Consider the following 25,899-nt stretch of genomic DNA (forward strand, 5'->3'; position numbering starts at 1 on the left):
TTAACCCGTGCTAGATCATCGAATCCGCCTCGACCCGGACCGGAAGACCACAGGCCTCAAGACACACCACGAGGGTACGGTCGGCGACGCGCCACCACGGGTAGACCTGGCGGGCCCGGTCCAGCGCCGCGGTGGCGGCCGTGAAGCGGCGCACGTCGTCCCCGAGCAGCGCACGGAGCGCGACGCCGAGCGCCCGTGGATCGTGCGCCGGCACCAGCTCGCCGGTCAGCCCGTCGATCACCGCATCCCGGACCAGGCCGGTCGCGGTGCCCACCACCGGCACGCCGCAGGCCATCGCCTCGATCGGCGCGCTGCCGGACGGGTCCCGCCACGGCGCGCAGACGGCCACGTCCGCGGACCGGTACCAGCCGGGCAGCTCGGCGCGGGGCACGGCCCGGCGCAACACGATCCGGTCCGCGACGTGGCAGCGCTCGGCCAGCCCGGCCAGCGTGGGCGGGCCGCCGAGGATCACACACTCCGCGTCCGGGACCATCCGCATCGCCCGGACCAGGTCGGCCAGCCAGGGGCCGTCGCCGGTGGCCAGCACACGCGGCCGGGAGCGCGGCTGCGACTCCCCCACCGGCGTGAAGAGGTCGCAGTCGACGCCGGGCGGGATCACCGTGATCCGGGCGCGCGGTACACCGAGTCGTAACAGCTCACCGGCCTCGTCCGTGGAGCCGGCCACGAGCCGGTCCGCCACCCGGCAGAGCAGCCGCTCATAGGCGCGGCGGTCGTCCGGCACGCCCTCGGCCGTCGCGCGGATCCCGTGGAACGCCTGCACCAGCGGCGCCACCCCGGCCGCGAGCGAGGCGACGCCCGCGGCCCAGCCGTGCGCGTAGATCACCTCGGGTGCCCAGTCACCGTCCGCCCAGGCCGTGGCGAGGCGTTCCCCCGCACGCTTGCCGGCGGCGTCGTATTCGCGTACGTCGTGCCCGAGGCCGGTGACCGCGGCCGGCAGCTCACCGGCCGTCACCCCGTCCGTCACCACCGCGATCCGCATATTCCCGATTATTCCGTTTTGTCACTATGACCGGGGCCGCTTGTCGCAGATGGCCGTTAGCGACCGGCCTGAGCTGGGTACCCGCTCCCCATGGCACAGGTCGAGCAGGTGATCCAGGCGCCCCCGCAGCAGGTGTGGGCCGCACTGTCGGACGGATGGACGTACAGCGACTGGGTGGTCGGCACCGTGCACATCCGGGACGTCGACGACAACTGGCCCGCAGTCGGCGCGCAACTGCACCACAAGGCCGGACCCTGGCCGTTCTCGCTTCACGACGGCTCCACCGTGCTCGAGTCCGAGCCGGAACGCCGCCTGGTGCTCCGCGTCGGGCTGTGGCCGGTCGGCGAGGCCTCGGTCACCATGCTGCTACAGCCGCACGGCGACGGCGCGACGCACATCACGTTCCTTGAGGAGCCCACCGCCGGCCCCTTCAAGTGGGCGCACACCAAACTCAACGACCTGGTGCTGCACCGTCGCAACCGGGAGTCACTACGCCGCCTCGCCGACGTCGCGATCCGCCAGAAATCACCCGTGGCGCGGAAAACCGATCGATAACGAGCGGAACCTGGTCGCCGGTCCGCTCGTCTTACAGGTCATGCCGACACTCACCCGTCCCGCGCGGGCCCTCCTCGGAACCGCCGCGGCCGCCACGCTCCTCCTCACCACCGCCTGCGCGAACGCGAACAGTGCCGCCCAAGGCGCCGCAGGATCCGCGTCCGCGACCGCCGGGACCGTCGAGCCGACCGGCGACATCCCGGAGATCACCGGCAGCACGCTGGTGCTACGCATCGAATACACAGGCGGCTTCGTCACCCCCGCCATGGTCGCCACCGCGCTACCGATGATCAGCGTCTACGCGGACGGCCGGGTGATCACCGAGGGCCCGACCACGAAGCAGTACCCCGGCCCCGCCCTGCCGAACCTGCAGGTCCACTACGTGCAGGCCGCCGACGTCGACGTCCTTGTCGAACGCGCCCGCTCGGCCGGCGTGCAGAGCGGCATCGACCTCGGCAAGCCCACAATCGCCGACGCCCAGACCACCCGCTTCACGCTCCTGACCGAGCAGGGCCGCCAGGTCGTCGAGGCGTACGCGCTCGTCGAAGCGGACGGCAGCCCGAACGGCCTCACCGCCGACCAGGTCCGCGACCGCCGCCTGCTGACCGAGCTGATCACCGCCATGCAGGACCTGAAGGCCACGCTCGGCGCGAACCGGGTCAAGGAGGCCGTCGACTACGTCCCCTTCGAGATCGCCGGCGTGGCCATGCCCTGGCAACAGTCCGAAGGCGACCCCGCACAGACCGAGAAGGCCTGGCCCGGACCGGCACTCCCCGGCACCCCGCTCGGCACAAGCGACACCATGGGCTGCGTGGTCACCGACGCCCTGATCGCCACCGACGTGTACAACGCCGCCAAGGACGCCACGATCATCACCCCGTGGACCTCGGCCGGAAAGAAGTACACAGTCCAGATCCGCCCCCTCCTCCCCGACGAGCACACCTGCGCCGATCTCGCCTAGCTGCTTGGTCGTCGCTTCGCTCCTCCGGGCTCGACGCCACGGCCTGCGGACGGCGGTGTCAGGCAGACGAAAAGCGTGTCTGACTGACACCGACGTTCCTCGGTCGTCCGCGATCTGCTTCTGGTCGTCGCTTCGCTCCTCCGGGCTCGACGCCACGGCCTGCGGACGGCGGTGTCAGGCAGACGAAATGCGTGTCTGACTGACACCGACGTTCCTCGGTCGTCCGCGCCTCACGTGGGCGGTACCGATCCGCGACGGTCCGGGGAAACTGCAGATGAAGAGCGAGCGGGTCGGGTGGGCGGCGGGTCTGACTGAACAGACATGGCGATTCTCGGGCGTCTGTGCCTCGCGTTGGGGGTGGGGTGGGGTTGACCTTGTCCTTGGGGGAGGGGTGAGAGTCGGGTCTTGTTTGGGATGAGGGGGGTGCGGGGTCGGGTGTTGACCATTGGGGTGTTTGGGCGGCTGGCCCGGTTGTCTCCGAAGGCGCTTCGGCTGTATGACGATCTTGGGCTGCTGCGGCCTGCTGTGGTGGACCCGTCGTCGGGCTATCGGCTGTATGAGCCGTCGCAGCTGGAACGGGCCCGGCTGGTTGCCTGGCTCCGGCGGCTCGGCATGCCGTTGATCCGCATTCGCGAGATCTGCGAAATGCCGTCTGACGCTGCCGCGTGCGCGATCGGCGCGTACCGGGATGAGATCAGCGCTGAGGCGCGCGCTCGGGAGCGGCTCGCCACCTTCCTCGTCGACTATCTCTCGGGAAAGGGCTCCCCCATGTCAGATCCGCGCACCGACCTCGGCATCCGCTACGCCGCCCGCACCGACATCGGCCGGGACCGCGACACCAACGAGGACACCGCCTACGCCGGCTCCCGCCTCCTGGCCGTCGCCGACGGCATGCGCGGCCCCCTCGGCCGCCAGGCCAGCACCACCGCCGTCGAGGCCCTCAAGCCGCTGGAATCCGCCGACCTTCCCGCCGGTGCCCTCCTCAACGCGCTCTCCGACGCCCTGACCACGGCCGACGAGACCATCCGGGAGGCCGGCGACCCCACCGCGATCACCACTCTCACCGCCATGCTCTGGTCCGGGCCACAACTCGCGCTCGTCCACATCGGAGACTCGCGGGCCTATCTCCTCCGCGACGGCGCGCTCTTCCTGATCACCACCGACCACACCCACGTCCAGGCGCTGGTCGACGCGGGCACACTCACTCCCGACGAGGCCCGCTCCCATCCCGACCGCGCCCTCCTGGCTCGCGCGCTCGGCCATGGCACCGCCACCCTCGACCTCTCCCTGCACACCGCCCACCCGGGCGACCGCTACCTCCTCTGTTCCGACGGGCTCTCCGCCGTCGTCCCCGAGTCCGACCTGGAAGAAGCCCTCCGCACCCCCGCCGACCCGGCCACCACTGTCGACCGCCTCGTCGCCCTCGCCCACACCCACCACGCCCCCGACAACATCGCCTGCGTGGTGGCCGACGTCGTGACCGTCTAGCCTGTCGAGCGCCGCGCCGGGCACAGCGGCCTGAGACGAAGAACGGCGGCGGCCCCGACCTCGGGACCGCCGCCGTTACGACGTACGGATGACGCAGTGTTCAGATCAACGCGCGGCAGTGCCCGCGCGCCGCTTGGCCCAGACGTCGAAGGCGACCGCGCCCAGCAGCACGCCGCCCTTGACGAGGAGGACCTCGGAAGGCTCGGCGCCCAGGAGCGACATGCCGTTGTTGATCGTGGCCATGATCAGGCCGCCGGTGATGGCGCCGACGACCTTGCCGACGCCGCCCTGCACCGCGGCGCCACCGATGAACGCGGCCGCGATGGCATCCAGCTCGAACTGGTTACCGGCGGTGGGGGTGGCGATGGTGAGGCGGCCGGCGAAGATGATGCCGGCGACGGCGGCGAGCACGCCCATGTTGACGAAGAGCCAGAAGGTGACCTTCTTGACCTTGACGCCGGACAGGGACGCGGCCTGCAGGTTGCCGCCGATGGCGTAGACGTGCCGGCCGAAGACGGTCCGGTTCGCCACAAGCGTGTAGATCAGCACCAGCGCCGCGAGCAGCACGAGCACCCACGGCAGGTTGTTGAAGCGGGCCAGCTGCACCACGATCGTCATGATGACCGCGATGGCGAGCACGTTGCGCAGCACGAAGACCGCGATCGGCTCGACCGCCTGCTGGTACCCGAGGCGCGCGAGGCGGGTCCGGTACTGGGCGATGACCATGCCGGCACAGGCGACGACGCCGATGATCAGCGTGATGAGGTCGGCTCCGCCGAGCGGGCCGAGGGCGATGTTGCCGAGCCAGCCGGGGGTGAAGCCGTTGGCGATCGTCTGGATCTCGGCCGGGAACGGGCCGACACCCTGGTTGTTCAGCACCTTCATGGAGAGCGCCCGGAACAGCAGCATGCCGGCCAGCGTCACGATGAACGCGGGGATGCCGAAGTAGGCGACCCAGTAGCCCTGCCAGGCACCGATGGCGGCGCCTGCCACGAGCGTGATGATGATGGCCAGGGGCCACGGCACGTCCATGTTCACCGTCAGCACCGCGGCGAGTGCGCCGGTTGCCGCGACCACGGATCCGACCGAGAGGTCGATGTGGCCGGCGATGATGATCAGGATCATGCCGATCGCCAGAACCAGGATGTACGAGTTCTGGATGATGATGTTACTGATGTTCTGGCGGTCCAGCAGAGCGCCGTCGGTCGCCACCGCGAACACCAGGATGATCACCGCGAACGCAATGTAGATGCCGCTCTGGCGCAGGTTGATCGAGAACCTGCCGTTGGGGACCTTCGGGCCGCCACCACCGGGCACCTTGTCGACGTTGGTGGTTATGCCGCCGGTCGCGGGCGCGACGCTACTCATCGGAGCCTTACTCCTTAACCTTGGTCATGTACTGCATGAGTCGCTCCGGGGAGGCCTCCGCGCGGGGTACCTCGCCGGTGACCCGCCCGGCGGAAAGCGCGTAGATCCGGTCGCAGATGCCGAGCAGCTCGGGCAGCTCGGAGGAGATCACGAGGATCGCCTTGCCCTGGTCCGCGAGGGCGTTGATGATGGTGTAGATCTCGTACTTGGCGCCGACGTCGATGCCCCGGGTCGGCTCGTCGAGGATGAGCACGTCCGGGTCCGCGTAGATCCACTTCGCCAGCACGACCTTCTGCTGGTTGCCGCCGGAGAGCGTGCCGGTGACCGACGCGACGGTCGGGGCCTTCACGTTCAGATCCTTGCGGTACCGGTTGGCGACCTTGAACTCTTCGTTCTCGTTCACCCAGCCGCCGGAGGCGAGCTTGTCCAGCGCGGCGCCGGACACGTTGTGCTGGATGTTGTCGATCAGGTTCAGGCCGTACCGCTTGCGGTCCTCGGTGGCGTAGGCGAGTCCGTGCTTGATCGCCTCGTCGACGCTCCGGAGCCGTATCTCCTTGCCGTCCTTGAAGATCTTGCCGGAGATGTCCACGCCGTACGCGCGCCCGAAGACGCTCATCGCCAGCTCGGTACGCCCGGCGCCCATCAGGCCTGCCAGCCCGACGATCTCGCCCCGGCGCAACGTGAGGTTGGCGTTGTCGACGATCTTCCGGCCGCGCTGGGTCGGGCTGAACACGGTCCAGTTCTCGATGCGCAGCACCTCCGCGCCGACCTTGGACGTGTGCGGCGGGTACCGGTGCTCGAGGTCGCGGCCCACCATGCCGGAGATGATCCGGTCCTCGGTGACGTTGTCGGCCTTCATGTCGAGCGTCTCGATCGTGCGGCCGTCGCGGATGATTGTCAGCGAGTCGGCGATAGCTTTGATCTCGTTGAGCTTGTGCGAGATGATCACGCAGGTGATGCCTTCGGCACGCAGCTCACGCAGCAGGTTCAGCAGGTGGGCGGAGTCCTCGTCGTTGAGCGCCGCGGTCGGCTCGTCGAGGATCAGCAGCCGGACCTTCTTGGAGAGCGCCTTGGCGATCTCCACGAGCTGCTGCTTGCCGACGCCGAGCTCCATCGCCGGCGTGGTCGGGTTCTCGTAGAGTCCGACACGCTGAAGCAGCTTCTGCGCCTCCGCGTTGGTCCTGTTCCAGTCGATCAGGCCGCGGACAGTCACCTCGTTGCCGAGGAAGATGTTCTCCGCGATCGACAGGTACGGGCTGAGCGCCAACTCCTGATGGATGATGACGATGCCGCGCTTCTCGCTGTCGGTGATCCCGGAGAAGCGGCACTCCTGCCCGTCATAAACGATGTCCCCGGTGTACGTCCCGTGCGGATAAACACCGGACAGCACCTTCATCAGGGTCGACTTGCCGGCCCCGTTCTCCCCGCAGATGGCGTGGATCTCACCGCGTGTGACGGTGAGGTTCACGTCGGAGAGCGCCTTGACGCCGGGGAAGGTCTTGGTGATTCCCCGCATCTGCAGTAGCGCGTCGGCCACGGCGGTTGCTCCTCGTTGCTCAAAGGGTGACCGGCGGCGGGCCGAGGGGCCCGCCGCCGGGATGAAACCAGGTACTACTTGAGCTGGTCCTCTTTGTAGTAACCGGAGTCGACGAGGACGGTCTTGTAGTTGTCCTTGTAGACGATGACCGGCTCCAGCAGGTACGACGGGACGACCTTCTTGCCGTTGTCGTAGTCAGTGGTGTTGTTGACCTCGGGCTTGCCGCCCTTCAGCACCGCGTCCGCCATCTTCACGGTCACGTCGGCAAGCTGCCGGGTGTCCTTGTAGATCGTGGCGAACTGCGCGTTGTCGATGATCGACTTGACCGACGCAACCTCGGCGTCCTGGCCGGTGACGATCGGCCAAGGCTGGGTAGCGGTGCCGTAGCCGGCGCTCTTCAGCGCGGACAGGATGCCGATCGAGATGCCGTCGTAGGGCGACAGCACACCGTTGATCTTGGCGCCGGAGTAGTTCTTGGTGATCAGGTTCTCCATGCGGGCCTGGGCCGTTGCCGGGTCCCAGCGCAGCGTGGCGACGGTGTTGAAGTCCTTCTGCCCGCTCTTGACGACCAGCTTGCCGCTGTCGATGAAGGGCTGCAGCGTCTTCATCGCGCCGTTGAAGAAGAACGTGGCGTTGTTGTCGTCCGGCGAGCCGGCGAAGAGCTCGATGTTGAACGGGCCCGCCGCGGTGCCGTCGGTGCCGTCCGCGTTCTTCAGCTTCAGGCCGACAAGCAGCGAGGTGGCCTGCTGAACGCCGACCTTCTCGTTGTCGAACGTGGCGTAGTAGTCCACGTTCTCCGACTCACGGATCAGCCGGTCGTACGAGATGACCGGGATCTTCTTCGCCGCGGCGTTCGCCAGCTGGCTGGCGAGAGCCTTGCCGTCGATCGACGCGATGATCAGGAGCTTGGCGCCCTGGGTGATCTGGTTGTCGATCTGGTTCGCCTGGGTCGGGATGTCGTTCTCCGCGTACTGCAGGTCGACCTTGTAGCCCAGCTTCTCCAGCGCGGCCTTGACGTTGTTGCCGTCAGCGACCCAGCGCTCGGAGACCTTGGTCGGCATGGTGACGCCGACCAGCGCGCCCTCCGCAGAACCGCTGTCTTCCGTGGTCGTCTTCTCGGCCGAGCCGCAAGCGGACGCAGCCATGACGACACTCATGCCGATCGCGGCGGCGGCGAGCCTCGCGAGTTTCATGCTTTCTCCTTGAGTCCTGGAAAGCCCCACGGCGGTATCCCTGATCCCGGGTGCCCGGCAGCTGGTCACGAGCGGTGCGAAGGTGCCTCGCACCGCCGCCGGGACCAGATGTCGTCGGAGTTACTCCGGTGTTTCGCCCTGGTGGTTGAGGTGAAGTGTTAGCGCTAACAACAGGCCAGTCAAGGCCTGTATCGAAATGAAATCTAACCGCGCCCGAGTGGTGCGCGCCACCCCCCGGGACCACGCTACAGGGCGAAAAATACCTACAAGTACCGAAAATTCAGACGGGGTACCGGCAACTGTGTTGATGTTGTGACCTGGGGTGCGCGCCGCTGACCTGCACAGATCGGATCAACACCGGCAGGTGGCGATTCGATCACGAAGCGTCGCAGGTCAGCGTGGCCGGGACGGCGGGCGCCCGCGGGTCACCTCCGGGCCGGGTCCTCCGCATAGACCGCCCGGTGCGCGGCCCGGATCGCGGCGGCGTAGACGTCGCCGGCCAGCGCCCGGTCCCGGGCCATCGCGGCGCGCGCCGCGTTCGCACCCGGGGCGCCGTGCACGCCGCCACCCGGGTGCGCGGACGAACCGGCCAGGAACAGGCGGTCGACAGGCGTGTCGGCCCGGCCCAGACCGGGGATCGGGCGGAAGAACAGCTGCTGGTACGCGGCCGAGGAGCCGCCGCCGACCGTACCGCCGACCAGGCTCGGGTTCTCCCGCTCCAGGTCGCCGGGGCCGGCCACGTGCCGGGCCACCACGAGCTGCTTGAAGCCGGGTGCGGCCCGCTCCATCGCCTCCTCCATCCGCTCGGCCTGGCGGGCCACCGGCTCCGCGTCCCACTCGGTGCGGAACGGCAGGTGCGAGTAGGCCCAGAGCGACTCGGTACCGGCCGGCGAGCGCGACGGGTCCGTCGTGGTCATCTGGCCGGCCAGCAGGAACGGCTCCTCGGGCAGGCCGCCGCAGGCCAGCTCGGACGCGTACCGGGTGAGGCCGTTGAGGTCCGCGCCGAGGTGCACCGTGCCGGCGCCCGCGGCGAGCGGGTTCTTCCACGGCACCGGCCCGGACAGCGCCCAGTCGATCTTGATGGTGGAGCCGTCCCAGCGGAAGTGCGCAAGATCCTCGACAAGTCGCGGCGGCAGGTGCCGGGCGCCCACCATGTCCAGGTAGAGCGACGGAGCCGGGATGTCCGCGAGCACGGCGCGGCGGGCCCGCCAGTCCGTGCCGCCGGCCGAGCGCACGCCCATCGCCCGGCCGCGCGCGATCAGGATCCGCTCCGCGCGCACGCCGTAGACGATCCGCCCGCCCTTCGACAGCAGACGGGACACCAGCGCGTCCGAGAGACGTTGCGCGCCACCGACCGGGACCGGCCAGCCGGCCTCCTGCCCGAGCATGGCAAGCAGCCAGCCGTAGACGGCGCCGCCCGCCTCCTCCGGGGACAGGTCGGTGTGCAGCGCATTGCCGGCCAGCAGCAGCTTCGCACCCTCGCCGCGGAACAGTTCCGAGCCGAGCTCGCGCGCGGAGAGCAGCAGACGCCGGCCGAGGCGCAGGCCGCCGGACACGCGCAGCCGGGAGGCGAGGCCCAGACCGGCGCGCACCGGCGGGAACGGGGAGGTGACCGCGCTGAGCATCGGGCCGGAGACCGAGCGCCAGTCCGCGTACGCGTTCAGCCACCTGTCGCCGTCGCCGGGCGCGAACTCCTCCACCGACGCGGCAGTGACCGCCGGATCCCTGTTGATCCGCGCGACGCGGCCGTCCGGAAGCACGTGGGCCAGCACGTCCGGTGCGTGCCGCCAGGAGAGGCCGTGCTCGCCGAGACCGAGCCGGTTGATCACCGGGGACGCGTACCCAAGCGGGTAGAAAGCGCTGAACAGGTCGGACAGGTAGCCGGGCGCGGTGATGTGCCCCGAGCGGACCGCCCCACCCGGGTGCGGCGTCGCCTCCAGCACCAGCACGTCCCACCCGGCGTCGGCAAGCAGGTTCGCCGCCACCAACCCGTTGTGCCCGGCCCCGATGACGATCGCGTCGGCGGTGTCCATACCTGCCCCCAATTCGCTGGCTGTCGGGAGCCAGCCTAGGTTCGTTTGGTGGGTGAGTACCCCGGGTATCGACCGCACACCCCTTGAACAGCGGAGGCGCGGTATGGCGTCGACAATCGTCCCCGACGAGCCGTCGTACCCCCAGGAACAGCCGTCTCGCCAGGTGAACCTGCCGGACCGGCTGCGGCAGCTGCAGTGGCGCACCTGGCGCGGCATATTGTGGCGGGCCGGGAAGGGCTTCATCGATCACAACTGCTCGGACTGGGCCGCAAGCCTGACCTACTACTCAGTGCTGTCGCTCTTCCCGTCCGCGATCGTGATCGTCGCGCTGGTCGGGCTGGTCTCGGAAGGACAGGCCGCGGTCGACACCATCCTCGGCATCCTCTACGACGTGGGCGCCCGGTCCGTGTTGGACAACGACTCGTTCCGGACGTTCATCGAGAACACAGTGCTCGGCCAGACCTCCGCAGGCACGCTGCTGAGCTTCGGTGTCGTCGGCGCGCTCTGGTCCGCGTCCGGCTACGTGGGCGGCTTCACCCGCGCGTCCAACGCGATCTACGGCGTGCAGGAGGGCCGGCCGTTCTGGCGACTCCGGCCCGCGCAGATCCTGCTCACCGCGGCGGCGCTGGTACTGCTCTCGATCGGCGCGGTACTGCTGGCGATCAGCGGGCCGGCGGTGGACGCGGTCGGAAACGCGCTGAACCTGGGCGAGGCACCGCGCGCGATCTGGGGCATCGCGAAATGGCCGGTACTTGTGCTCGTCGGCATGCTGCTGCTTGCGCTGCTGTTCTGGATCGCGCCGAACGTGAAACAGCCCCGGTTCCGCTGGCTGACCGTGGGCGGATTCGTCACGCTCGTGGTGTCCGCCCTGGTCAGCTTCGGCTTCGGGTTGTACGTGGCGAACTTCGCGTCCTACGACCGCACCTACGGCAGCCTGGGTGCGGTGATCGCGTTCCTGGTCTGGCTCTACCTGATCAACTCGGCCGTGATGCTCGGCGTGGAAATCAACGCTCAGGTGGCGCGCGGCCGGGCCCTGCAGGGCGGCGTCAAAGACCCCGACCCGCCGCTCCCACCGAAAGACCCTGCCTCGTGATCCGTTTACCGGCGGCCCGACCGGGTAGCCGAAAGACGTACGGAGAAGCAGCTGAGGAGGGATTCATCATGGGTACCGTGACCGAGCACATCGATGTGGCAGTGCCGATTCGCACCGCCTACAACCAGTGGACCCAGTTCGAGGAGTTCCCCCGGTTCATGGAGGGCGTCACCGAGATCCGCCAGACCTCGGAGACCGACACCCACTGGAAGACCGAGATCGCCGGCGTCAAGCGCGAGTTCGACGCGACGATCACCGAGCAGCTCCCGGACGAGCGCGTGGCCTGGACGACCACCGGCGGCCTCAAGCAGGCCGGCGTGATCACGTTCCACCGCCTCGACGAGACGCACACGCGAGTCACCGCGCAGATGGACTTCGAGCCGGAGGGCCTCGCGGAGCAGGCCGGCGACAAGCTGGGCATCGTGGACCGCCGGGTCAAGGGCGACATGAAGCGCTTCAAGGAGTACATCGAGTCGGACAGGGCCGGCGTCGAGACCGGCGGCTGGCGCGGCCAGGTAGACCGGCCGCAGCCCTAACCTGGGTCGTCGCTGTGTTTGATGGTCGTCGCTTCGCTCCTCCGGCTCGCCGCCACTCCCGGCGATGACAGGCGAGCTTCAGACGAAGAGCGTGTCTGAAGCTCGCCCGTCATCTCTGGTCGACCGCGTCTCACGTGGGCGGTGCCGTTTGTGGGGGACCAGAGGAACTGCAGTAAGAGCTCCGGGGCGGGGTCGCGCGGAGTGTGAAAAACGATGTGACAAATGAAGCCGTCGGGCTCCCTGGACTGGGGTCCGGCGGCTTTGTCGTGGGCGCTGCTTTTGGGTGAGGTTTCCGGTTGATTGGGGCGGGGGTATGGGGCGGGGAAACGAGAAATGAGGGAGGGACCGGATGGCGGACGCGATCACCGATATGTGGCGGTCCGTGCTGCTCTTCGTGCCGAAGGCCGTCGCGTTCGTTGCGATTCTGGTCGTCGGATATTTTGTGGCGAAGGGCGTACGGAAAGTCGTCGACAGGATTCTGGAGCGGGTCGGGTTCGATCGGGCCGTGGAACGCGGCGGCATCGGGCGCGCGCTGGAACGCACCCGGTACGACGCGAGCGACGTCCTCGCGAAGATCGTTTACTACGCGGTACTGCTGCTCACGCTGCAGTTGGCGTTCGGCGTCTGGGGACCCAACCCGGTCAGTGACCTGATCTCCGGCGTGGTTGCCTGGCTGCCGCGCGCGTTCATCGCCATCGTGATCGTGGTGGTCGCCGCGGCCATCGCCGGCGCGGTCCGCGACCTGATCAGCGCCGCGCTCGGCGGTCTTACCTACGGCCGGTTCATCGCCGGGTTCGCCTGGGTGTTCATCGTCGGTCTCGGCGTCATCGCCGCGCTGAACCAGGCCGGCATCGCCACCACCGTGACCACGCCCGTGCTGATCGCGGTGCTGGCCACGATCGCCGGCATCCTGATCGTCGGCGTCGGCGGCGGCCTGATCCGCCCGATGCAGTCCCGCTGGGACACCTGGCTGACCCGCGCCGCGACCGAGACCGAGGTCATCCGCGAGCGGGCCCGCGCCCACGCGGCAGAGGTCGCGGCACGCGAGGAGGCCGAGCGTCTGGCCCGTGCCGAGGCGGAACGACTGGAAGCGGAGCGCAAGGCCCGCGAAGAGGCGGAACGTCGTGAGGCCGAGCGCCTGGAGGCCGAGCGCAAGGCGCGCGAAGAGACCGAGCGGCTCGAAGCGGAGCGCCTGGAAGCCGAGCGCAAGGCCCGCGAAGAGACCGAGCGGCTCGAAGCCGAGCGCCTGGAAGCCGAGCGCAGGGCCCGCCTGGAGGCGGAGGAGACGGAGCGCCGGGACGCCGAGCGGATCGAGGCGGAGCGCCTGGAAGGCGCCCGGATCGCCGCACAGGCAGCGGAGGCCGAGGCGCGCGAGAAGGCAGCAGCCGAGGCACGCGAAGCCGAGGCACGCGAGCGGGAGGCCGCAGAAGCAGCCGAACGCGAGGAGACCGAGGCGCGGGAGCGCGCCGCCGCCGAGGAGGCCGGCCGGGTCGACGCGGACCGCGAACTGGCGGACCGGACCCAGGTCATCCCGCGGCAGGACGACAACGACAGCACTGCCGTCATCCCGCGCCAGAGCGCGACGGCACCGAGCGATGTGGAGTCAACCCAGGTGATCGACAGCGGACGCGGTCTCTACCAGTCGGGCAGTGTGGCGCCTTCGGGCAAGTTGGCGCCGGTCAAGGGGACCACCCCGGACGAGCCGGCGTCGTTCGCGCCGGGTCGCTCGGGCGGCGATGCCGACCTGACCCAGCCGGTGCCCAGGCCGGACACGGTCGTCGACGAGGACCGGCCCAAGAGCTGAACCCCTCCCCAGAAAGCGGGGCGTGTCCCACACCGGGACGCGCCCCGTTTCATCTCCACTCGGCGGAGCGCACAGCGGCCGCCCGAGATCGGCGGACGGCCCCGGGTGGATCTCACACCCGCCGGGGCAGCCCTTCGGCAAGCACGCACACCGCCAGCATCCGGGTCAGGACCCAGTCGGGCGCGGTGAAGTCGATCTGCCCCTCCGGCATGCGCCACCCGTGTTCGCGGGCCGCATCGCGGATGCCCTCCACATAGCCGGCCAGTGCGATCGCGGACAGCGGGCGCAGATCCGCCTCGAGGCTGTCCCGGACCGCGGCCGCGTGCTGATCGACCGCGGCGAGGAGCGCGGGTGCGGTCGCGGCGGCGGCGAGACCGAGCGCGCCGACCGAGGACATCAGCCCGGAGAGCGCGGAGCGTGCTCGCTGCGTGGCGGTGTGTTGATCAGCAGAGCCCTGGGACCCGAAAGTCATGTGGAGTGACGCTAGCCGCCCGCTCCGGCGCGCCGCCTCAGCCGGACGGCCGACATGAAGGGCGATTCACCCAAAATGTCGGACTTTACGGCGTACCCTCGGATGATTGTGGGTATTTGTCGTGCCGTGGAGATCAACGACGTCACGATCGAGGCCCTGGGCAAGCTGACCGAGGCGCTGGAGACGACCGAGCGGGCGCGCGGCCACCTCTACGCGATGCACCAGCTGACCGGCGAGGCCGACTTCGCGCTGGACGGCGCGGTCGAGAAGCTGCGCGAGGCCGGGCATCACGAGCTCGCCGACCGCGTCCAGACCGAACTCATCGGGCGGAACGTGATCGCCGGACGGTGGACGTTCCAGCTGGTCGAGGAGTACGACGACGGCTACGTCTCGGTCTTCCGCGAGCTGGAGCGGACCGCCCGGGACACGCTCGCGGGCGGTAGGCGACACCTCTACGAGGCGCGGCTCAAGGAACAGCGCCGCACCCACGGCCTACCCGGCCACGAGCGACGGCCATGACGCCTACCCGGCAGCAGGCCGCGGCCGGGACGCCAGCAGGTACAGCACCACAAGCAGCACGGAGAGCGCCAGCAGCACCGGCCCGAGCAGCCCGAACCCGGCCCGGTTGAGCAGCACGCCGACGACCGCCGGGATCAGCGCGCCGCCCACGCCCGACGCGCCGACCTGCATGCCGATCGCCCGGTCCGCGTGCGCGGCGCCGACCCGGTCCGCGGTGGTCAGGATGAGCAGCGGGAACACCGGCGCGGCGAAGAAACCGAGCACCACCAGGCCGAGGCACGCGACCCAGGCCGGCGCGGGCAGCGCGATCAGCACCGAGCCCGCGGCCATCCCGAGCAGCGCGCCGAGCAGCACCCGGTGGCTGCTGATCCGCTCGGACACCCAGCCGAAGATCACCCGGCCGACGAAGAGCGCACCCCAGTACGCGGACACGATCAGCCCAGCCGACCGCGGCGACATGTCCCGGCCCTGGGTGAGCACCGTGAACGCCCACAGCCCGGCCGCCACCTCGATCGCCACGTAGCAGACGAACGCGCCGACGCCGAGCCAGACCGCGGGGATCCGCAGCGTGTGCGCGGCCTTCGTGACCTCCACCGACTCCTCGACGACAGGCCGCTTCCACAGCCGCGCGGTAAGCGCGAACGCGGCCGCCAGCCCGGCCTGGAAAATCGCCACGATCCCGTAGCCCCACCGCCAGGACAGGCCCGACTCCAGCACGGCCGTCATGATCAGCGGGCCGATCGCCACGCCGAGGCCGAAGAACGCGTGCAGCCAGTTCATGTGCCGCGGGCCGAACGCGGACGCGGCGTACGCGTTCAGCCCCGAGTCGATCGCGCCAGACCCGAGCGACAGCAACAGCGCACACCCCACGGCCAGCACCATCGCCGGCACGCTCAGATATCCGGTCAACGCCAGCGACGCCAGGACCGTACTGATCGCCAGCAGCCAGCCGACGCCAAGCCGGCCGAGCACGAACCCGGCGGCCACACTCGACACGAAGTAGCCGACCATGCCGGCCACGGTCAGGAACCCCAGCGCGTCCAGCGGCACGCCGAAATCACGTGCCATCGACGGCCAGGCCACGCCGAGCAGACCGTCCGGAAGTCCGAGGCTGATAAAACCGAAGTATGCGAGCGCAAGGAGAGGCACCCCTCGATCTTGCCTGGTACTCAGCGGCGGCCGAACGTGAACCCCGAGACGCCCGCGAGCACCTGCATGTCGCACAGGTCAGCCGCCATGTCCCAGTCCGCCGGACCGAGCCCGGAGCCGCCCGCCACAGGCGCCGTCAGCACTGTCCGCATACCACCCGGCACACCCCGCCAGGGCGAAGATCGACTCAATCCCATATCGACCGGACGGAGGTATAGAGATCGGCCGAAAGGGTGAGTGTGACCCGGCAATCAGCGGGCAGACTGTTTCGGATGCAGCACGTCACCGGATTCCTCACCTCGAGGCAGCGGCGCATCGCCTGGATCGGCTTCGTCATCGCAGCCCTCCACGCGCCGGTCTCGGCCAGCCTGACCACCGACGCCTCCTGGCTCTTCGCCGTGGTCGTCGCCATGCTCGTCGCGGTCGTCATCATCGCCGACGACTCCGAGCGCCGCAGGCCCCAAACCCAAGAATAAAAAATCCCGCCACGGTACGGCAGGAGCTCATCCCGCACCGGGGCGGCTCCGCCGATCCGGGCCGCTGATCCTCGTCGTGGCGACGTCTCCGCTGGCAGGCGGCACACACTCGCACGGCGAGGCAGCCCGGATCGCCGATCCTTCCCTGGGCATGTCACCAGCCGCCGGGCGGGCGGCCGGTGAGTCCGGACGCGGTGCCGCGTAGTCGGTGAAGTCCGAGGCCAGCGGCGGCTGCGTCGGCGTGGCGTTCCTGACCGTCGGCGTGGCGTCCTAGCCGTCGCCCGTGGTGCGGGAGTTCGCAGCGGGCTGGGCGTTCGGTGCCGGCCCTGTTCCGGTGGTGCGCGCCGCGGCGCCGAGGCCGCTCTCCGGCACAGCGGCGTTCTCGGCGACGTCGGCCGCCGGGGCGCCGGTGGCGTTCGCCGTGGCGGCCGGTGGCTGCACGACCTGCTCCCCCGCGGACGGGTTGAGCGTCGTCGCGACCGCGTAGGCGACAAGCACGATCACCACCGCCGCCACCGCCACGATCGCCAGCGCCAACCAGGCGTCACTGCGGCGCAGCACCGCCTGCTTCGCCGAGATGTCCGCGGCCGCGGAGCCCACGAAGCGGCGCGGCGGCCCGATGACACGTGCCGCGCCGACAGCCCGGCCGTCCTCGTCCGCCGCGACCACCGGGTAGGCGCCGGACGCCCGGTTCAGCGCGGCGTAAGCGGCCGAGTTCCCGTTGAGCGACAGGTAGGCGCCGGACGCCCCGGTAAGCGCTGAGTTGATCACGGGATATCCGCCGGTCGGCTCCCTGAGCACCGGATACGCCCCGGTGGGCCGCCGCACGACCGGATACGAACCGGAAGCCGTGGTCAACACGGGATGCACTCCGGAGGCCCCGGTCAGCGCGTTTCCAGCGGACGGAGCGGCGTGCGGCGGCTCCGTCGTGCCGGTCCCGGGCTCGCTCACGTCCACCTCGTCGGGCGCGGCCTCATCGGAAGGGCCGGTCGCGGCGTCGGGCCCGGTGCCGTCGTCGAGCGCGGTGTCGGGCTCGGTCCGCGCCTGGGCCGTCCGCAGCACGATCTCCCCGGTGGTCTCCGACTCGTCGTGCGGCACGAGAAGAACGATCTCCCCGGTCTGCTCGGACTCGTCCTCCTCGAACCCGAACTCCTCGGATGCCACCGCCACCATGCCGATCACCACGGTCAGGTCTTCAGCCTCGACTCCAGACTTGGCCTCAGCCTCAGCCCCGGCCCCGGCCCCGGCCCCGGCCTTAGCCTCAGACTCGGCCCCGGCCTCAGACTTAGCCTCGGCCTCAGACTTAGGCTCGGGCTCGGGCTCGGGCTCGGGCTCGGGCTCGGGCTCGGCCGCAGGCTCAGCCATGGCCCCGGACTTAGCCCCGGGTTCGGCCGCAGACTCAGCCTCTGGCGCGCCCTCAGACTTTGACTCGGACTCAGCCTCGGCCTTTGGCGCTGCCCGGGGCTCGGCCTCAGACTTGGGCGCGACCTCGGACTCGACCTCGGGCTTCGGCCTGACCTCGGACTTCGGCTCAGCGGAGTCTTCCGTTTGCCCGGCGACGGTCTCGGATGTCGAACCGTCGCGGGCGCCGGATCGGGTTTCCGCACTGTTCTCGGTCTCAGCCGCGTCGTGCTCGGGTTCAGCCGTGACGGTCCCAGGTTCCGAAGCGATAGCGGGCATCGCCTCGCCAACAGCTTCGGGCTGCACAGCGACATCGACCTTCGTCGCACCGTCAGCCGCCGCACCGTCAACCGTCGCCGCGTCACCCCTGGCATCGGCGCAGCCGCCGCCGACGGAACTCTCGCCCGTCGCGGCACTCCGATCAGCGCTCCCCCCTGCCGCGGAACTCCCCCCGCCCTCGCCGTCCGAGGCCGAGGCCGAAGCCGGGGCCGCGTCCGAGCCCGCACCCGCCTCCGCCCCCGCACCGGCAGCCGGACGCCGCTGAGCGGGTACGCCACCTGTCTGTTCGGTAGTCGGTGTGGTCGCGGTCTGGTTTGAGGTCGTGTTGTCTGGATCGTTGGCAAGCACCTCTGCGCCCCCTTCAGCGAACGTCGCGCCCTGTCCGCCGCCGGTCCCCGGCGCCGTGCCTGCGGCCGTTTCGTCGGCATGGTCTGCCGCGGCCGGTGGTGCCACAGCCGCTCCCGCGGCCGCTGTTCCGTGTCGGTCCGCCGGCTCCGCCGACGGTCTGTGTGCCTGTGGATCCGAAGTCTGGTGCGCCCCGGTCAGCGTTTCCTTCGAGTCGCGCGATCCGGAAGGTTCACTACCAGGAGCCGCGATCCGGGGTACGGGTTCCGGGGCCTGCCCGTGGCCGTCGCGCCGTGCGGCCCGGAACGCCGGAACCCGGTTCGGCCGCGATTCCACACGCTGGGAACCTGCGGTCTCCCTACCGGCTACGGCCAGTGATGATCTACTGGTCGAGATTCCGACATCGGCCGGGTCCGTCATTAGTGGCAATTCGCCCACTGCAGCCCATCGGACAGTGGGGCTTGCGGCGGGAATCAGGAAAGGCGAAGGCGGGAGTGTCGCATTTCGCGCCGCCACCTCAAAAATGACGTCCCCGATCACGGAGGAGTCGAACTGCTGCATCGCCGCGACGAATTCGAGCACGCCAACGGGGCTGCGCGGCGGCGTGGGCGCGGCATCCCCAACAGGCCCGAGTTCGGTCACGCGCCGACTATAGGCACCGTTGTCGGCGTACCCACAAGCCTTAAGACGAACCTAAGACAGAGTGATCTGTAAACAATCAGTCAAATGAGCGACCTTCATCTTTGAGACGCGCACAGCGTCACGATCAGTCACCCTGCGCTACCCCCTCCCCCGAACAGGCCGGGACCCGATCGCCCGATCGGATGACCCCGGATACGCTCATCACATGGCAGGCGCAGTCGTCCGGGCAGTCTCCGCCTCCCCATCGGCGCTCGTCGGGGGCCAGGCGGGGGAGGCGCGTGTCTCGCGAACGGCGGCGGACCTGGTAGCCGGCCACCCGTGGCACGATTCGCCGCTCGGCCCGCCCGAGGGGTGGGATCCGGCGTTGCGCGCGACGATCGACCTGATCGTCGGCTCGCCTGTCGCGATGTCGCTCGCGTACGGCGACGCATACACGCTGATCTACAACGACGCGTTCGCGGTGATCCTCGGGCACCGGCATCCGGATTCGTTCGGCCGCCCCGCCGCGGAGGTCTTCGAAGAGGCCTGGACGATGCCCGGCGTCGGCGACGTGATCGACCGCGTCTACCGGACCGGGGAGCCGTTCCGCGAGGCGGAGACGTCTGTCGGCCTGGTCCTGCGGTCCACCGCGGGCGAGCCGGGCCAGGCGGTGTTCACCCGTGGCTGCTCCGCGGTCAAGGACACCGCCGGCCGGACGATCGGCGTGCTCACGGTCGCCACCGAGACCACCGAGGCGACCAGCCGGCTGCAGAGCCTGAGCGAGCTGACCGGCGCGCTGGCCAGCGCGCTCACGCTCGACGACGTGGCCCGGGTCGCGCTGCGGTACGGCCTGAGCGCGTTCGACGTCGACCACGTGACGTTCGGCGTGGACGACGCGAGCGCGTGGCGCGTGGTCCGCCGGGTGCGCGGTGAGCTGCTCGACGAGGCGGACGAGCGGCTGCCCCCGCTCTGGCGCCGGCTGCCGCTCGACTCCCCCAGCCCGCTGGCCCAGGCGGCCGGCTCCGGTGAGGCCGCGTTCACCGAGGACGGCCAGCCGCTTCGCGACGTCGCGGCGGACCGGCACGATCAGCGTCAGCGGGCGATGGCGGCGATCCCGTTGCGTACCCACTCGTTGCGCGGAGCGCTGACCTTCGGCCGCCGGCACGCGCACCTCTGGCTGCCGGCCGAGCGCGCCCAGCTGGACGCGGCGGCGGAGCTGATCGGCCAGGCCGCGGAGCGAGCCCGCCGGTTCGAGACGCAGCACGGCACCGCGCAGTTGTTGCAGCGCAGCATGCTCCCCGAGCACCTGCCGAACCTGGACCGGTTCCGGGTGGCCGCCCGGTACGACCCGGGCATCGACGGCAGCGCGGCAGGTGGCGACTTCTACGACGCCTTCGTGATCCCGGACGGCCGGCTCGCGATCGTGCTCGGCGACGTGGCCGGCCACGACATGCACGCGGCCGCGCTGATGGGCCAGGTCCGGGCCGCGCTGCGGGCGCTGGCGCTTGCCAACTCCGACCCGGTGGTGGTCCTCGCCGGCCTGGACAAGCTGGTCGGCATGCTCGGCACCGGCACCCGGTCGCACGAGTTGTTCGTCACGGTCGCCTACGGCCTGCTTGATCAGCGCGACGGCCGGTTGACGCTTGCGTCCGCGGGGCATCCCGCGCCGCTGATCCGGCATGCCAGCGCGGAGGGGCAGCACGCGAGCGTCGGCTACCTGGACGTACCCACCGGCACTCCGCTCGGTCTGGGCGGCGCGCACCGGGTGCTGACCACGGTGCTGTCGCCGGGCGACACCATTCTGCTCTTCAGTGACGGCGTGATCGAGCGTCGCCGGCGTGAGCTGGACGACGGCCTGGCCGCGCTGGCCAAGTCCGTCTCGGAGGCGACGAGCGGCGATCCGCGCAACCTGTGCGCGCTTGCCACGTCCGCGGTCGCCGGCGCCACCGAGGACGACGTGGCGGTGCTCGCGGTGGAGTACGCGACAAGTCCGAGCCGCGCCGCGACGATGAACGTGCCGCCTGAGCCCACCATGCCCGGCCGGGTCCGCCACTGGATGACCGCGCAGCTCACCACGTGGGAGGTGCCGGAGGCCGTGATCGGCGCCGCGGTCCTCTGCACGAGCGAGCTGACGACCAACGCGTTGTTGCACGCGGGCACCGCCGCCCGCGTCCACATCGATCTCACGCCGGAGCGCCTGCTCGTCTCGGTCCAGGACAGCGGCACCCGCGGCACTGTCACCCGCGCCCACACCGACATGCTCAGCAGCCGGGGTCGCGGCCTCGGCCTGATCGAGGAGATGAGCGACGCCTGGGGCACCGATCCCACGGTTCGCGGCTCCACCGTCTGGTTCGAGATCCTCCTCTCCGAATAGAGCCCGCATAGACCCCCCGGGTTCGGGGGTATGGGCCTGTCATGGGTGACAGGCGCGGTGTGCTTTTCGACGTGGACGGAACGTTGGTCGACACGACCTACCTCCATACCGTCTGCTGGTGGTCGGCGTTACGGGAGTGCGGGCACGACGTGCCGATGGCCGCGGTGCACCGGGCGGTGGGCATGGGCGGCGACCGGATTCCGGGACACCTTCTGGGCGAGGACCGGGACGTCCGGCAGGACGACGTGCTGCGGGAGACGCACCGGGCGCTGTACGCGGGCTACCACGACCGGCTGAGGCTGCTGCCCGGCGCGCGGGAGCTGCTGTTCGCGTGCGCGGAGCGCGGCCTGGTCGTCGTGCTGGCCTCCTCGGCCGACGAGGCCGAGCTGGACGTGCTGCGGAAGGTGCTTGACGCGGACGACGCGATCACGGCGGCCACCTCGTCGGCGGATGCGGACTCGAGCAAGCCGGCGCCGGACATCCTGGAGGCGGCGCTTGCGCAGTCGGGCGTCGATCCGGCGCGTGCGGTCTTCGTCGGCGACTCGGTCTGGGACGTGGCGGCCGCGGGCCGGCTGGACATCCCGTGCACCGGCCTGACCTGCGGTGGCACCAGCAAGGGTGAGCTGGCCGGCGCGGGTGCGGTAGCGGTGTACGAGGACCCGGCGAGCCTGCTTGCCGCGCTGGACGAGTCTCCGCTGGGACTGCTGCGCTGATGGCTGTAGAGACCGCCGACGTCGCGTTCGCACTGTTCGGGGCCGGCGCGCTGCTGGCCGGTGTGCTGCCCCGGGTGGTGGAGCGGCGGCCGATCTCGATGCCGATCGCGTTCCTCGGCCTGGGCATGCTTGTGTTCGCGTTGCCGCTGCCGTTGCCCGATCTGCACCCGCTGGAACATCCGGAGATCACGAAACATCTGACCGAGGTCGGTGTGCTCGTCGCGTTGATGGGCGCCGGCCTGAAGATCGACAGGCCGTTGAGTCTGCGGGGCTGGTCGGCCGTGTGGCGCCTGCTGATCGTGGCGATGCCGCTGACGATCGCCGCTGTCGCGTTCCTGGGCTGGGCCTGGGCCGGGATGGTCCCGGCCGCCGCGCTGCTGCTCGGCGGCGCACTCGCGCCGACGGACCCGGTGCTGGCCGCGGAGGTGCAGGTAGGCGAGCCGACAGATGAGGAGGACTCGGAGGACGAGGTCCGGTTCTCGCTCACCGCGGAAGCAGGGCTCAACGACGGGCTCGCGTTCCCGTTCGTGGCGCTGGCGTTGGTCGCCATCCCGGGGCTGACCTGGGCCTCGTTCGGCGAGTGGGCCCTTGTGGACGTCGGCTGGCGGATCCTCGCGGGCGTCGCCGGTGGCGTCGGGATCGGCTGGTTGCTCGGCAAGATGTTCTTCCGGGCGCTGCCGGAGGAGGTGCGGCCGGCCACGCACGCGGAGGGTCTGATGGCGCTCGCCGCCACGTTCCTGGCCTACGGCGCGGTCGAGCTGATCGGCGGGTACGGCTTCCTCGCGGTCTTCGTCGCCGCGCACACGATCCGGCACGCCGAGCACGGCCACGAGTACCACCAGGTGCTGCATGACTTCTCCGAGCAGATCGAGCGGCTGCTGACAGTGCTGCTGTTGCTGCTGCTCGGCGGCGCCGTGGTGGACGGCCTGCTGGCGCCGCTGACCTGGGGCGCGGTTGCGGTCGGCCTGGCGCTTGTGTTTGTCATCCGCCCGCTGGCCGGCCGGTTGTCGCTGATCGGGGCGCCGGGGCACCGCGCGGAGCACTGGGTGGTGGGCCTGTTCGGCATACGCGGGATCGGCACGTTCTTCTACCTCGCGTACGCGATGGGGCACGCGGAGATCCCCGGCGCATCGTTGCTCTGGGCTACCGCCGGCTTCGTCGTCATCATCTCGGTGGTGCTACACGGTGTAGCGGCCACGCCGGTAATGGAAAAGCTCGATCGCATGCACGAGCGCTCGCACGTGCACTAGGAACGTGCAGGTGACGCGTGCGATCAAGAAGCCACTCGATGCACCCTACACGTAACTCCTCGTGAGCATTGAGGAGCTTTCTCGTGTGAGGTGACCGATTTCAGACCCAACTTCTGTAGCTCTGCGTGATAGCAACACGTAAGGTGGACATCAACCGGAGCCGTTGACACAACGACGCGGACACTGTGCGCAACCCGTCACTGTGGATGCTTAGTAGCCCTCGACTTCGCAAGAGTTTGCACAGGTGAATCACGCAGAGTGACGCAAGAAGGAGGTTGGCGGTGCGAGTCAGAGGCTACCCAGAGGGCACCCCGTGCTGGGCTGAACTCATTGGAGAGGAGTCCGCCGACGCTACAGCGTTCTACGGCGAACTCTTCGGCTGGAAGACGGACGACCACACGTTCCGCCTGCGCGATCTCGCGGCCGCCGGACTGTCCGACGTGGACGCCACTCCGGGCGTGACCGGCAGCACCTGGGCGACCTACGTCGCGGTCGAGGACATCGAGGCCGTGTCGGTTCTGGTGGCGGACGCCGGTGGCACAGTGCTCCGCCCCGCGCACGAGATGCCGAACGGTGGCCTCGGCGCACTCTTCGCCGACCCGGACGGCGCGGTCTTCGGCGCGTTCGAGAAGAAGAGCGCCTTCGGCGGCGCCCAGATCAACGAGGAGCCGGGCGCGTCCTGCTGGTTCGAGCTCAGCTCGCCCAGCCCGGAGACGATCTCGTCCTTCTACGGCAAGATCTTCCACTGGACCGAGCAGAACATGGAGTACGCGCCCGGCGTGCAGTACTCCGAGTTCGTCACGAGCAGCGCGCGCACCGTCGCGGGCATGCGCACCACCGAGGGCACCGCCCGCTGGCTGACCTGCTTCGAGGCGGAGGACGTGGCGACGACCGCGGGCCGCTGCGTGGCGCTCGGCGGTTCCGTGGTGGCCGGCATGCGGGCCGCGACAATGGGCGCCTACGCGATCCTGGCCGACCCGTCCGGCGCGGAATTCGGCGTGATCAGCTTCCTGCCGGAGATGCACGCCTGACCCTCACCACCATCAAGTCCGTCGCCCCCGCGCTGCACCGTGGGGGCGACGGACTTTTTCGTACCCTCGAAACTTTGCATTGATGCTCTTTGATATGTAAGTTCATGGGAGCGCTCCCGTCGGTCCCTGAACCCACCATCTCCAGGAGCACCCATGCGCCTCAGATCCGCCCTGGCGGCAACCGCGGCGGCCGCGGCAGCGGCAACGCTCGGCCTGTTCGTCACCACCCCGGCGAACGCCGCCGAATCGCCCTACTACGTCGACCCGGAGACGCAGGCCGCCGAGTGGGCCGCCGCGAACCCGAACGACTCCCGCGCCGCGGTGATCCGCGACCGGATAGCGAGCGTGCCGCAGCCCCGGTGGTACACGCAGAACAACCCGGGCACGGTCGCGGGCGAGGTCGACGCGTTCGTCGGCGCGGCCGCGGCGGCCGGGAAGATCCCGATCCTTGTCGTCTACAACATCCCGAACCGGGACTGCAGCGGTGCCAGCGGCGGCGGCCTGCCGAACCACGCGGCCTACCGCGCCTGGGTGGACCAGGTGGCCGCGGGTCTCCGGGGCAGGCCCGCCGCGATCATCCTGGAGCCGGACGTGCTGGCCCAGATGACCAGCTGCCAGACCCAGTCCCAGCAGAACGAGGTCTACGCGTCGATGGCCTACGCCGGGAAGGCGCTCAAGAACGCGTCCGCCCAGGCCAAGGTCTACTTCGACGCGGCGCACTCGGCCTGGCTGGCGCCGGCCGAGATGGCGGCGCGACTGGTGCGCGCGGACATCGCGAACAGCGCGGACGGCATCTCGGTCAATGTCTCGAACTACCGGACCAACGCCGAGTCCCTCCCCTACATCAAGGCGGTGATCGCGGCGACCGGCGACTCCACGCTCAAGGGCGTCATCGACACCAGCCGCAACGGCAACGGCCCGGCCGGCAGCGAGTGGTGCGACCCGGGTGGGCGCGCGATCGGCATCCCGTCGACGAACGCGGTCAGCGACCCGATCCTTGACGCCTACCTCTGGATCAAGCTGCCCGGCGAGGCGGACGGCTGCATCGCGAGCGCGGGCCAGTTCGTCCCTCAGCGCGCCTACGACCTCGCGCTCGCGGCCGGCCCGGTCGTCACCCCGACCGCGACGAGAACCGCGAGCCCGACGCCGACCACCGCGAGCCCGACGCCCGGCAATCCCGGAACCGGTGCCTGCGCGGTCACGTACTCGCTCAACCAGTGGTCGACCGGCCTCACCGCCGACCTGCGGATCACCAACAACGGCCCCGCGGTCAGCTCGTGGCGGGTGGCGTTCACAGTCGGCGGCGCGGTCACGCTCTCCAACGGCTGGAACGGCACCTGGACCCAGAGCGGCACCACGCTCACCGCGTCGAACGTCGCGTGGAACGGCGCGGTCCCGGCCGGCGGCACGATCAGCACCGGCTTCCAGGCGACCCACAACGGCACGAATCCCGCACCGACCGCGTTCACGCTCAACGGCACGGCCTGCACGTCGTCCCCCGCGTAGAACCCGGTGTGGATACCGGGCGCCGGCCGGGATTCGCCCCTCGGCCGGCGCCCGACGACCCCAGACGATCAACAACAAGACCTAGGCGCTGTATCGAAGTGGGGGTCGGAGCGAGGCGCGGTCCAGGGGTCGCCTGGGTGCGCGGCGCGGACGCCCTCATACCGGTGTTGTATGTGGGTGTTTGCGACGTGCGGC

The 25,899-nt window shown here is 70.0% G+C and carries 21 protein-coding genes and 1 pseudogene; 13 read left to right on the top strand and 9 right to left on the bottom strand.

What is annotated here, in order from left to right; all coding sequences use genetic code 11:
- Positions 1-10: 10 nt before the first annotated feature.
- Positions 11-1,000, bottom strand: coding sequence for a glycosyltransferase (locus ACIA8K_RS04795; RefSeq protein ID WP_396055002.1), 990 nt, complete (start codon positions 998-1,000; stop codon positions 11-13).
- Positions 1,001-1,090: 90 nt separating this feature from the next.
- On the opposite strand from ACIA8K_RS04795, the gene ACIA8K_RS04800 reads away from it, so the two are divergent.
- The 3 genes from ACIA8K_RS04800 to ACIA8K_RS04810 all read left to right on the top strand — a co-directional run bounded on the left by ACIA8K_RS04800 (position 1,091) and on the right by ACIA8K_RS04810 (position 4,004).
- The gene (locus ACIA8K_RS04800) at positions 1,091-1,555 is read left to right on the top strand and encodes an SRPBCC family protein (RefSeq protein ID WP_396055004.1); all 465 of its coding nucleotides are present in this window, start codon (positions 1,091-1,093) and stop codon (positions 1,553-1,555) included.
- Positions 1,556-1,595: 40 nt separating this feature from the next.
- Entirely contained in the window at positions 1,596-2,516 is a 921-nt protein-coding gene (locus ACIA8K_RS04805; RefSeq protein ID WP_396055006.1) for a hypothetical protein, read from the top strand.
- Between the two features lie 414 nt (positions 2,517-2,930).
- Positions 2,931-4,004 carry a MerR family transcriptional regulator gene (locus ACIA8K_RS04810; RefSeq protein WP_396055008.1) on the top strand — a complete coding sequence of 358 codons (1,074 nt, stop codon included), beginning with the start codon at positions 2,931-2,933 and terminating at the stop codon, positions 4,002-4,004.
- A 105-nt stretch (positions 4,005-4,109) separates the two neighbouring features.
- Here ACIA8K_RS04810 and mmsB read toward each other — a convergent pair whose 3' ends face one another.
- From mmsB to ACIA8K_RS04830, 4 genes are all read right to left on the bottom strand, one after another.
- Positions 4,110-5,372 carry a multiple monosaccharide ABC transporter permease gene (gene mmsB, locus ACIA8K_RS04815; RefSeq protein WP_396055010.1) on the bottom strand — a complete coding sequence of 421 codons (1,263 nt, stop codon included), beginning with the start codon at positions 5,370-5,372 and terminating at the stop codon, positions 4,110-4,112.
- Between the two features lie 7 nt (positions 5,373-5,379).
- The gene (gene mmsA / locus ACIA8K_RS04820; protein WP_396055644.1) at positions 5,380-6,888 is read right to left on the bottom strand and encodes a multiple monosaccharide ABC transporter ATP-binding protein; all 1,509 of its coding nucleotides are present in this window, start codon (positions 6,886-6,888) and stop codon (positions 5,380-5,382) included.
- Positions 6,889-6,983: 95 nt separating this feature from the next.
- Positions 6,984-8,102: a multiple monosaccharide ABC transporter substrate-binding protein gene (gene chvE / locus ACIA8K_RS04825; protein ID WP_396055012.1), complete on the bottom strand. Its 1,119-nt coding sequence runs from the start codon at positions 8,100-8,102 to the stop codon at positions 6,984-6,986.
- A gap of 425 nt (positions 8,103-8,527) precedes the next feature.
- Positions 8,528-10,135: a phytoene desaturase family protein gene (locus ACIA8K_RS04830; RefSeq protein ID WP_396055014.1), complete on the bottom strand. Its 1,608-nt coding sequence runs from the start codon at positions 10,133-10,135 to the stop codon at positions 8,528-8,530.
- A gap of 103 nt (positions 10,136-10,238) precedes the next feature.
- Here ACIA8K_RS04830 and ACIA8K_RS04835 point away from each other — a divergent pair, with 103 nt between their 5' ends.
- The 3 genes and pseudogenes from ACIA8K_RS04835 to ACIA8K_RS04845 all read left to right on the top strand — a co-directional run.
- The gene (locus ACIA8K_RS04835) at positions 10,239-11,228 is read left to right on the top strand and encodes a YihY/virulence factor BrkB family protein (RefSeq protein ID WP_396055016.1); all 990 of its coding nucleotides are present in this window, start codon (positions 10,239-10,241) and stop codon (positions 11,226-11,228) included.
- Positions 11,229-11,296: 68 nt separating this feature from the next.
- Complete coding sequence (locus ACIA8K_RS04840; RefSeq protein ID WP_396055018.1) at positions 11,297-11,764, top strand: SRPBCC family protein; 468 nt, start codon at positions 11,297-11,299, stop codon at positions 11,762-11,764.
- Between the two features lie 349 nt (positions 11,765-12,113).
- Positions 12,114-12,911, top strand: a pseudogene (locus tag ACIA8K_RS04845) (hypothetical protein); the annotation flags it as partial.
- Positions 12,912-13,680: 769 nt separating this feature from the next.
- Here ACIA8K_RS04845 and ACIA8K_RS04850 read toward each other — a convergent pair.
- On the bottom strand, positions 13,681-14,040 hold the full coding sequence (locus ACIA8K_RS04850) for a DUF6401 family natural product biosynthesis protein (protein WP_396055020.1): 360 nt from the start codon (positions 14,038-14,040) through the stop codon (positions 13,681-13,683).
- 102 nt (positions 14,041-14,142) lie between these two features.
- Here ACIA8K_RS04850 and ACIA8K_RS04855 point away from each other — a divergent pair, with 102 nt between their 5' ends.
- Positions 14,143-14,559: a hypothetical protein gene (locus tag ACIA8K_RS04855; RefSeq protein ID WP_396055022.1), complete on the top strand. Its 417-nt coding sequence runs from the start codon at positions 14,143-14,145 to the stop codon at positions 14,557-14,559.
- Positions 14,560-14,562: 3 nt separating this feature from the next.
- On the opposite strand, the gene ACIA8K_RS04860 is transcribed toward ACIA8K_RS04855, so the two are convergent.
- Positions 14,563-15,708 carry an MFS transporter gene (locus tag ACIA8K_RS04860; protein WP_396055024.1) on the bottom strand — a complete coding sequence of 382 codons (1,146 nt, stop codon included), beginning with the start codon at positions 15,706-15,708 and terminating at the stop codon, positions 14,563-14,565.
- A gap of 20 nt (positions 15,709-15,728) precedes the next feature.
- A complete protein-coding gene (locus ACIA8K_RS04865) occupies positions 15,729-15,860 on the bottom strand; it encodes a hypothetical protein (RefSeq protein ID WP_396055026.1) in 132 nt (43 codons plus the stop codon).
- A gap of 120 nt (positions 15,861-15,980) precedes the next feature.
- On the opposite strand from ACIA8K_RS04865, the gene ACIA8K_RS04870 reads away from it, so the two are divergent.
- Complete coding sequence (locus ACIA8K_RS04870; RefSeq protein ID WP_396055028.1) at positions 15,981-16,184, top strand: hypothetical protein; 204 nt, start codon at positions 15,981-15,983, stop codon at positions 16,182-16,184.
- Between the two features lie 270 nt (positions 16,185-16,454).
- On the opposite strand, the gene ACIA8K_RS04875 is transcribed toward ACIA8K_RS04870, so the two are convergent.
- A complete protein-coding gene (locus tag ACIA8K_RS04875; protein WP_396055030.1) occupies positions 16,455-17,357 on the bottom strand; it encodes a hypothetical protein in 903 nt (300 codons plus the stop codon).
- Positions 17,358-19,056: 1,699 nt separating this feature from the next.
- On the opposite strand from ACIA8K_RS04875, the gene ACIA8K_RS04880 reads away from it, so the two are divergent.
- The 5 genes from ACIA8K_RS04880 to ACIA8K_RS04900 all read left to right on the top strand — a co-directional run bounded on the left by ACIA8K_RS04880 (position 19,057) and on the right by ACIA8K_RS04900 (position 25,704).
- On the top strand, positions 19,057-21,204 hold the full coding sequence (locus ACIA8K_RS04880) for a SpoIIE family protein phosphatase (RefSeq protein WP_396055032.1): 2,148 nt from the start codon (positions 19,057-19,059) through the stop codon (positions 21,202-21,204).
- Between the two features lie 41 nt (positions 21,205-21,245).
- Positions 21,246-21,917, top strand: a complete 672-nt coding sequence (locus tag ACIA8K_RS04885) for an HAD family hydrolase (RefSeq protein WP_396055034.1) — start codon at positions 21,246-21,248, stop codon at positions 21,915-21,917.
- Entirely contained in the window at positions 21,917-23,167 is a 1,251-nt protein-coding gene (locus ACIA8K_RS04890; protein WP_396055036.1) for a cation:proton antiporter, read from the top strand. Before ACIA8K_RS04885 ends, ACIA8K_RS04890 begins: the two co-directional genes overlap by 1 nt.
- A gap of 281 nt (positions 23,168-23,448) precedes the next feature.
- Positions 23,449-24,198: a VOC family protein gene (locus ACIA8K_RS04895; RefSeq protein ID WP_396055038.1), complete on the top strand. Its 750-nt coding sequence runs from the start codon at positions 23,449-23,451 to the stop codon at positions 24,196-24,198.
- Between the two features lie 153 nt (positions 24,199-24,351).
- A complete protein-coding gene (locus tag ACIA8K_RS04900; protein ID WP_396055040.1) occupies positions 24,352-25,704 on the top strand; it encodes a glycoside hydrolase family 6 protein in 1,353 nt (450 codons plus the stop codon).
- Positions 25,705-25,899 lie beyond the last annotated feature (195 nt).

The organism is Catenuloplanes sp. NPDC051500, assembly GCF_044454585.1.
Lineage (GTDB): Bacteria > Actinomycetota > Actinomycetes > Mycobacteriales > Micromonosporaceae > Catenuloplanes.

Bases quoted from the DNA above. Each gene is read 5' to 3' on its own strand.
- ACIA8K_RS04795 (WP_396055002.1), bottom strand. From the start codon at position 1,000: ATGCGGATCGCGGTGGTGACGGACGGGGTGACGGCCGGTGAGCTGCCG.
- ACIA8K_RS04800 (WP_396055004.1), top strand. From the start codon at position 1,091: ATGGCACAGGTCGAGCAGGTGATCCAGGCGCCCCCGCAGCAGGTGTGG.
- ACIA8K_RS04805 (WP_396055006.1), top strand. From the start codon at position 1,596: ATGCCGACACTCACCCGTCCCGCGCGGGCCCTCCTCGGAACCGCCGCG.
- ACIA8K_RS04810 (WP_396055008.1), top strand. From the start codon at position 2,931: ATGAGGGGGGTGCGGGGTCGGGTGTTGACCATTGGGGTGTTTGGGCGG.
- mmsB (WP_396055010.1), bottom strand. From the start codon at position 5,372: ATGAGTAGCGTCGCGCCCGCGACCGGCGGCATAACCACCAACGTCGAC.
- mmsA (WP_396055644.1), bottom strand. From the start codon at position 6,888: ATGCGGGGAATCACCAAGACCTTCCCCGGCGTCAAGGCGCTCTCCGAC.
- chvE (WP_396055012.1), bottom strand. From the start codon at position 8,102: ATGAAACTCGCGAGGCTCGCCGCCGCCGCGATCGGCATGAGTGTCGTC.
- ACIA8K_RS04830 (WP_396055014.1), bottom strand. From the start codon at position 10,135: ATGGACACCGCCGACGCGATCGTCATCGGGGCCGGGCACAACGGGTTG.
- ACIA8K_RS04835 (WP_396055016.1), top strand. From the start codon at position 10,239: ATGGCGTCGACAATCGTCCCCGACGAGCCGTCGTACCCCCAGGAACAG.
- ACIA8K_RS04840 (WP_396055018.1), top strand. From the start codon at position 11,297: ATGGGTACCGTGACCGAGCACATCGATGTGGCAGTGCCGATTCGCACC.
- ACIA8K_RS04850 (WP_396055020.1), bottom strand. From the start codon at position 14,040: ATGACTTTCGGGTCCCAGGGCTCTGCTGATCAACACACCGCCACGCAG.
- ACIA8K_RS04855 (WP_396055022.1), top strand. From the start codon at position 14,143: ATGATTGTGGGTATTTGTCGTGCCGTGGAGATCAACGACGTCACGATC.
- ACIA8K_RS04865 (WP_396055026.1), bottom strand. From the start codon at position 15,860: ATGCGGACAGTGCTGACGGCGCCTGTGGCGGGCGGCTCCGGGCTCGGT.
- ACIA8K_RS04870 (WP_396055028.1), top strand. From the start codon at position 15,981: ATGCAGCACGTCACCGGATTCCTCACCTCGAGGCAGCGGCGCATCGCC.
- ACIA8K_RS04875 (WP_396055030.1), bottom strand. From the start codon at position 17,357: ATGGTGGCGGTGGCATCCGAGGAGTTCGGGTTCGAGGAGGACGAGTCC.
- ACIA8K_RS04880 (WP_396055032.1), top strand. From the start codon at position 19,057: ATGGCAGGCGCAGTCGTCCGGGCAGTCTCCGCCTCCCCATCGGCGCTC.
- ACIA8K_RS04885 (WP_396055034.1), top strand. From the start codon at position 21,246: ATGGGTGACAGGCGCGGTGTGCTTTTCGACGTGGACGGAACGTTGGTC.
- ACIA8K_RS04890 (WP_396055036.1), top strand. From the start codon at position 21,917: ATGGCTGTAGAGACCGCCGACGTCGCGTTCGCACTGTTCGGGGCCGGC.
- ACIA8K_RS04900 (WP_396055040.1), top strand. From the start codon at position 24,352: ATGCGCCTCAGATCCGCCCTGGCGGCAACCGCGGCGGCCGCGGCAGCG.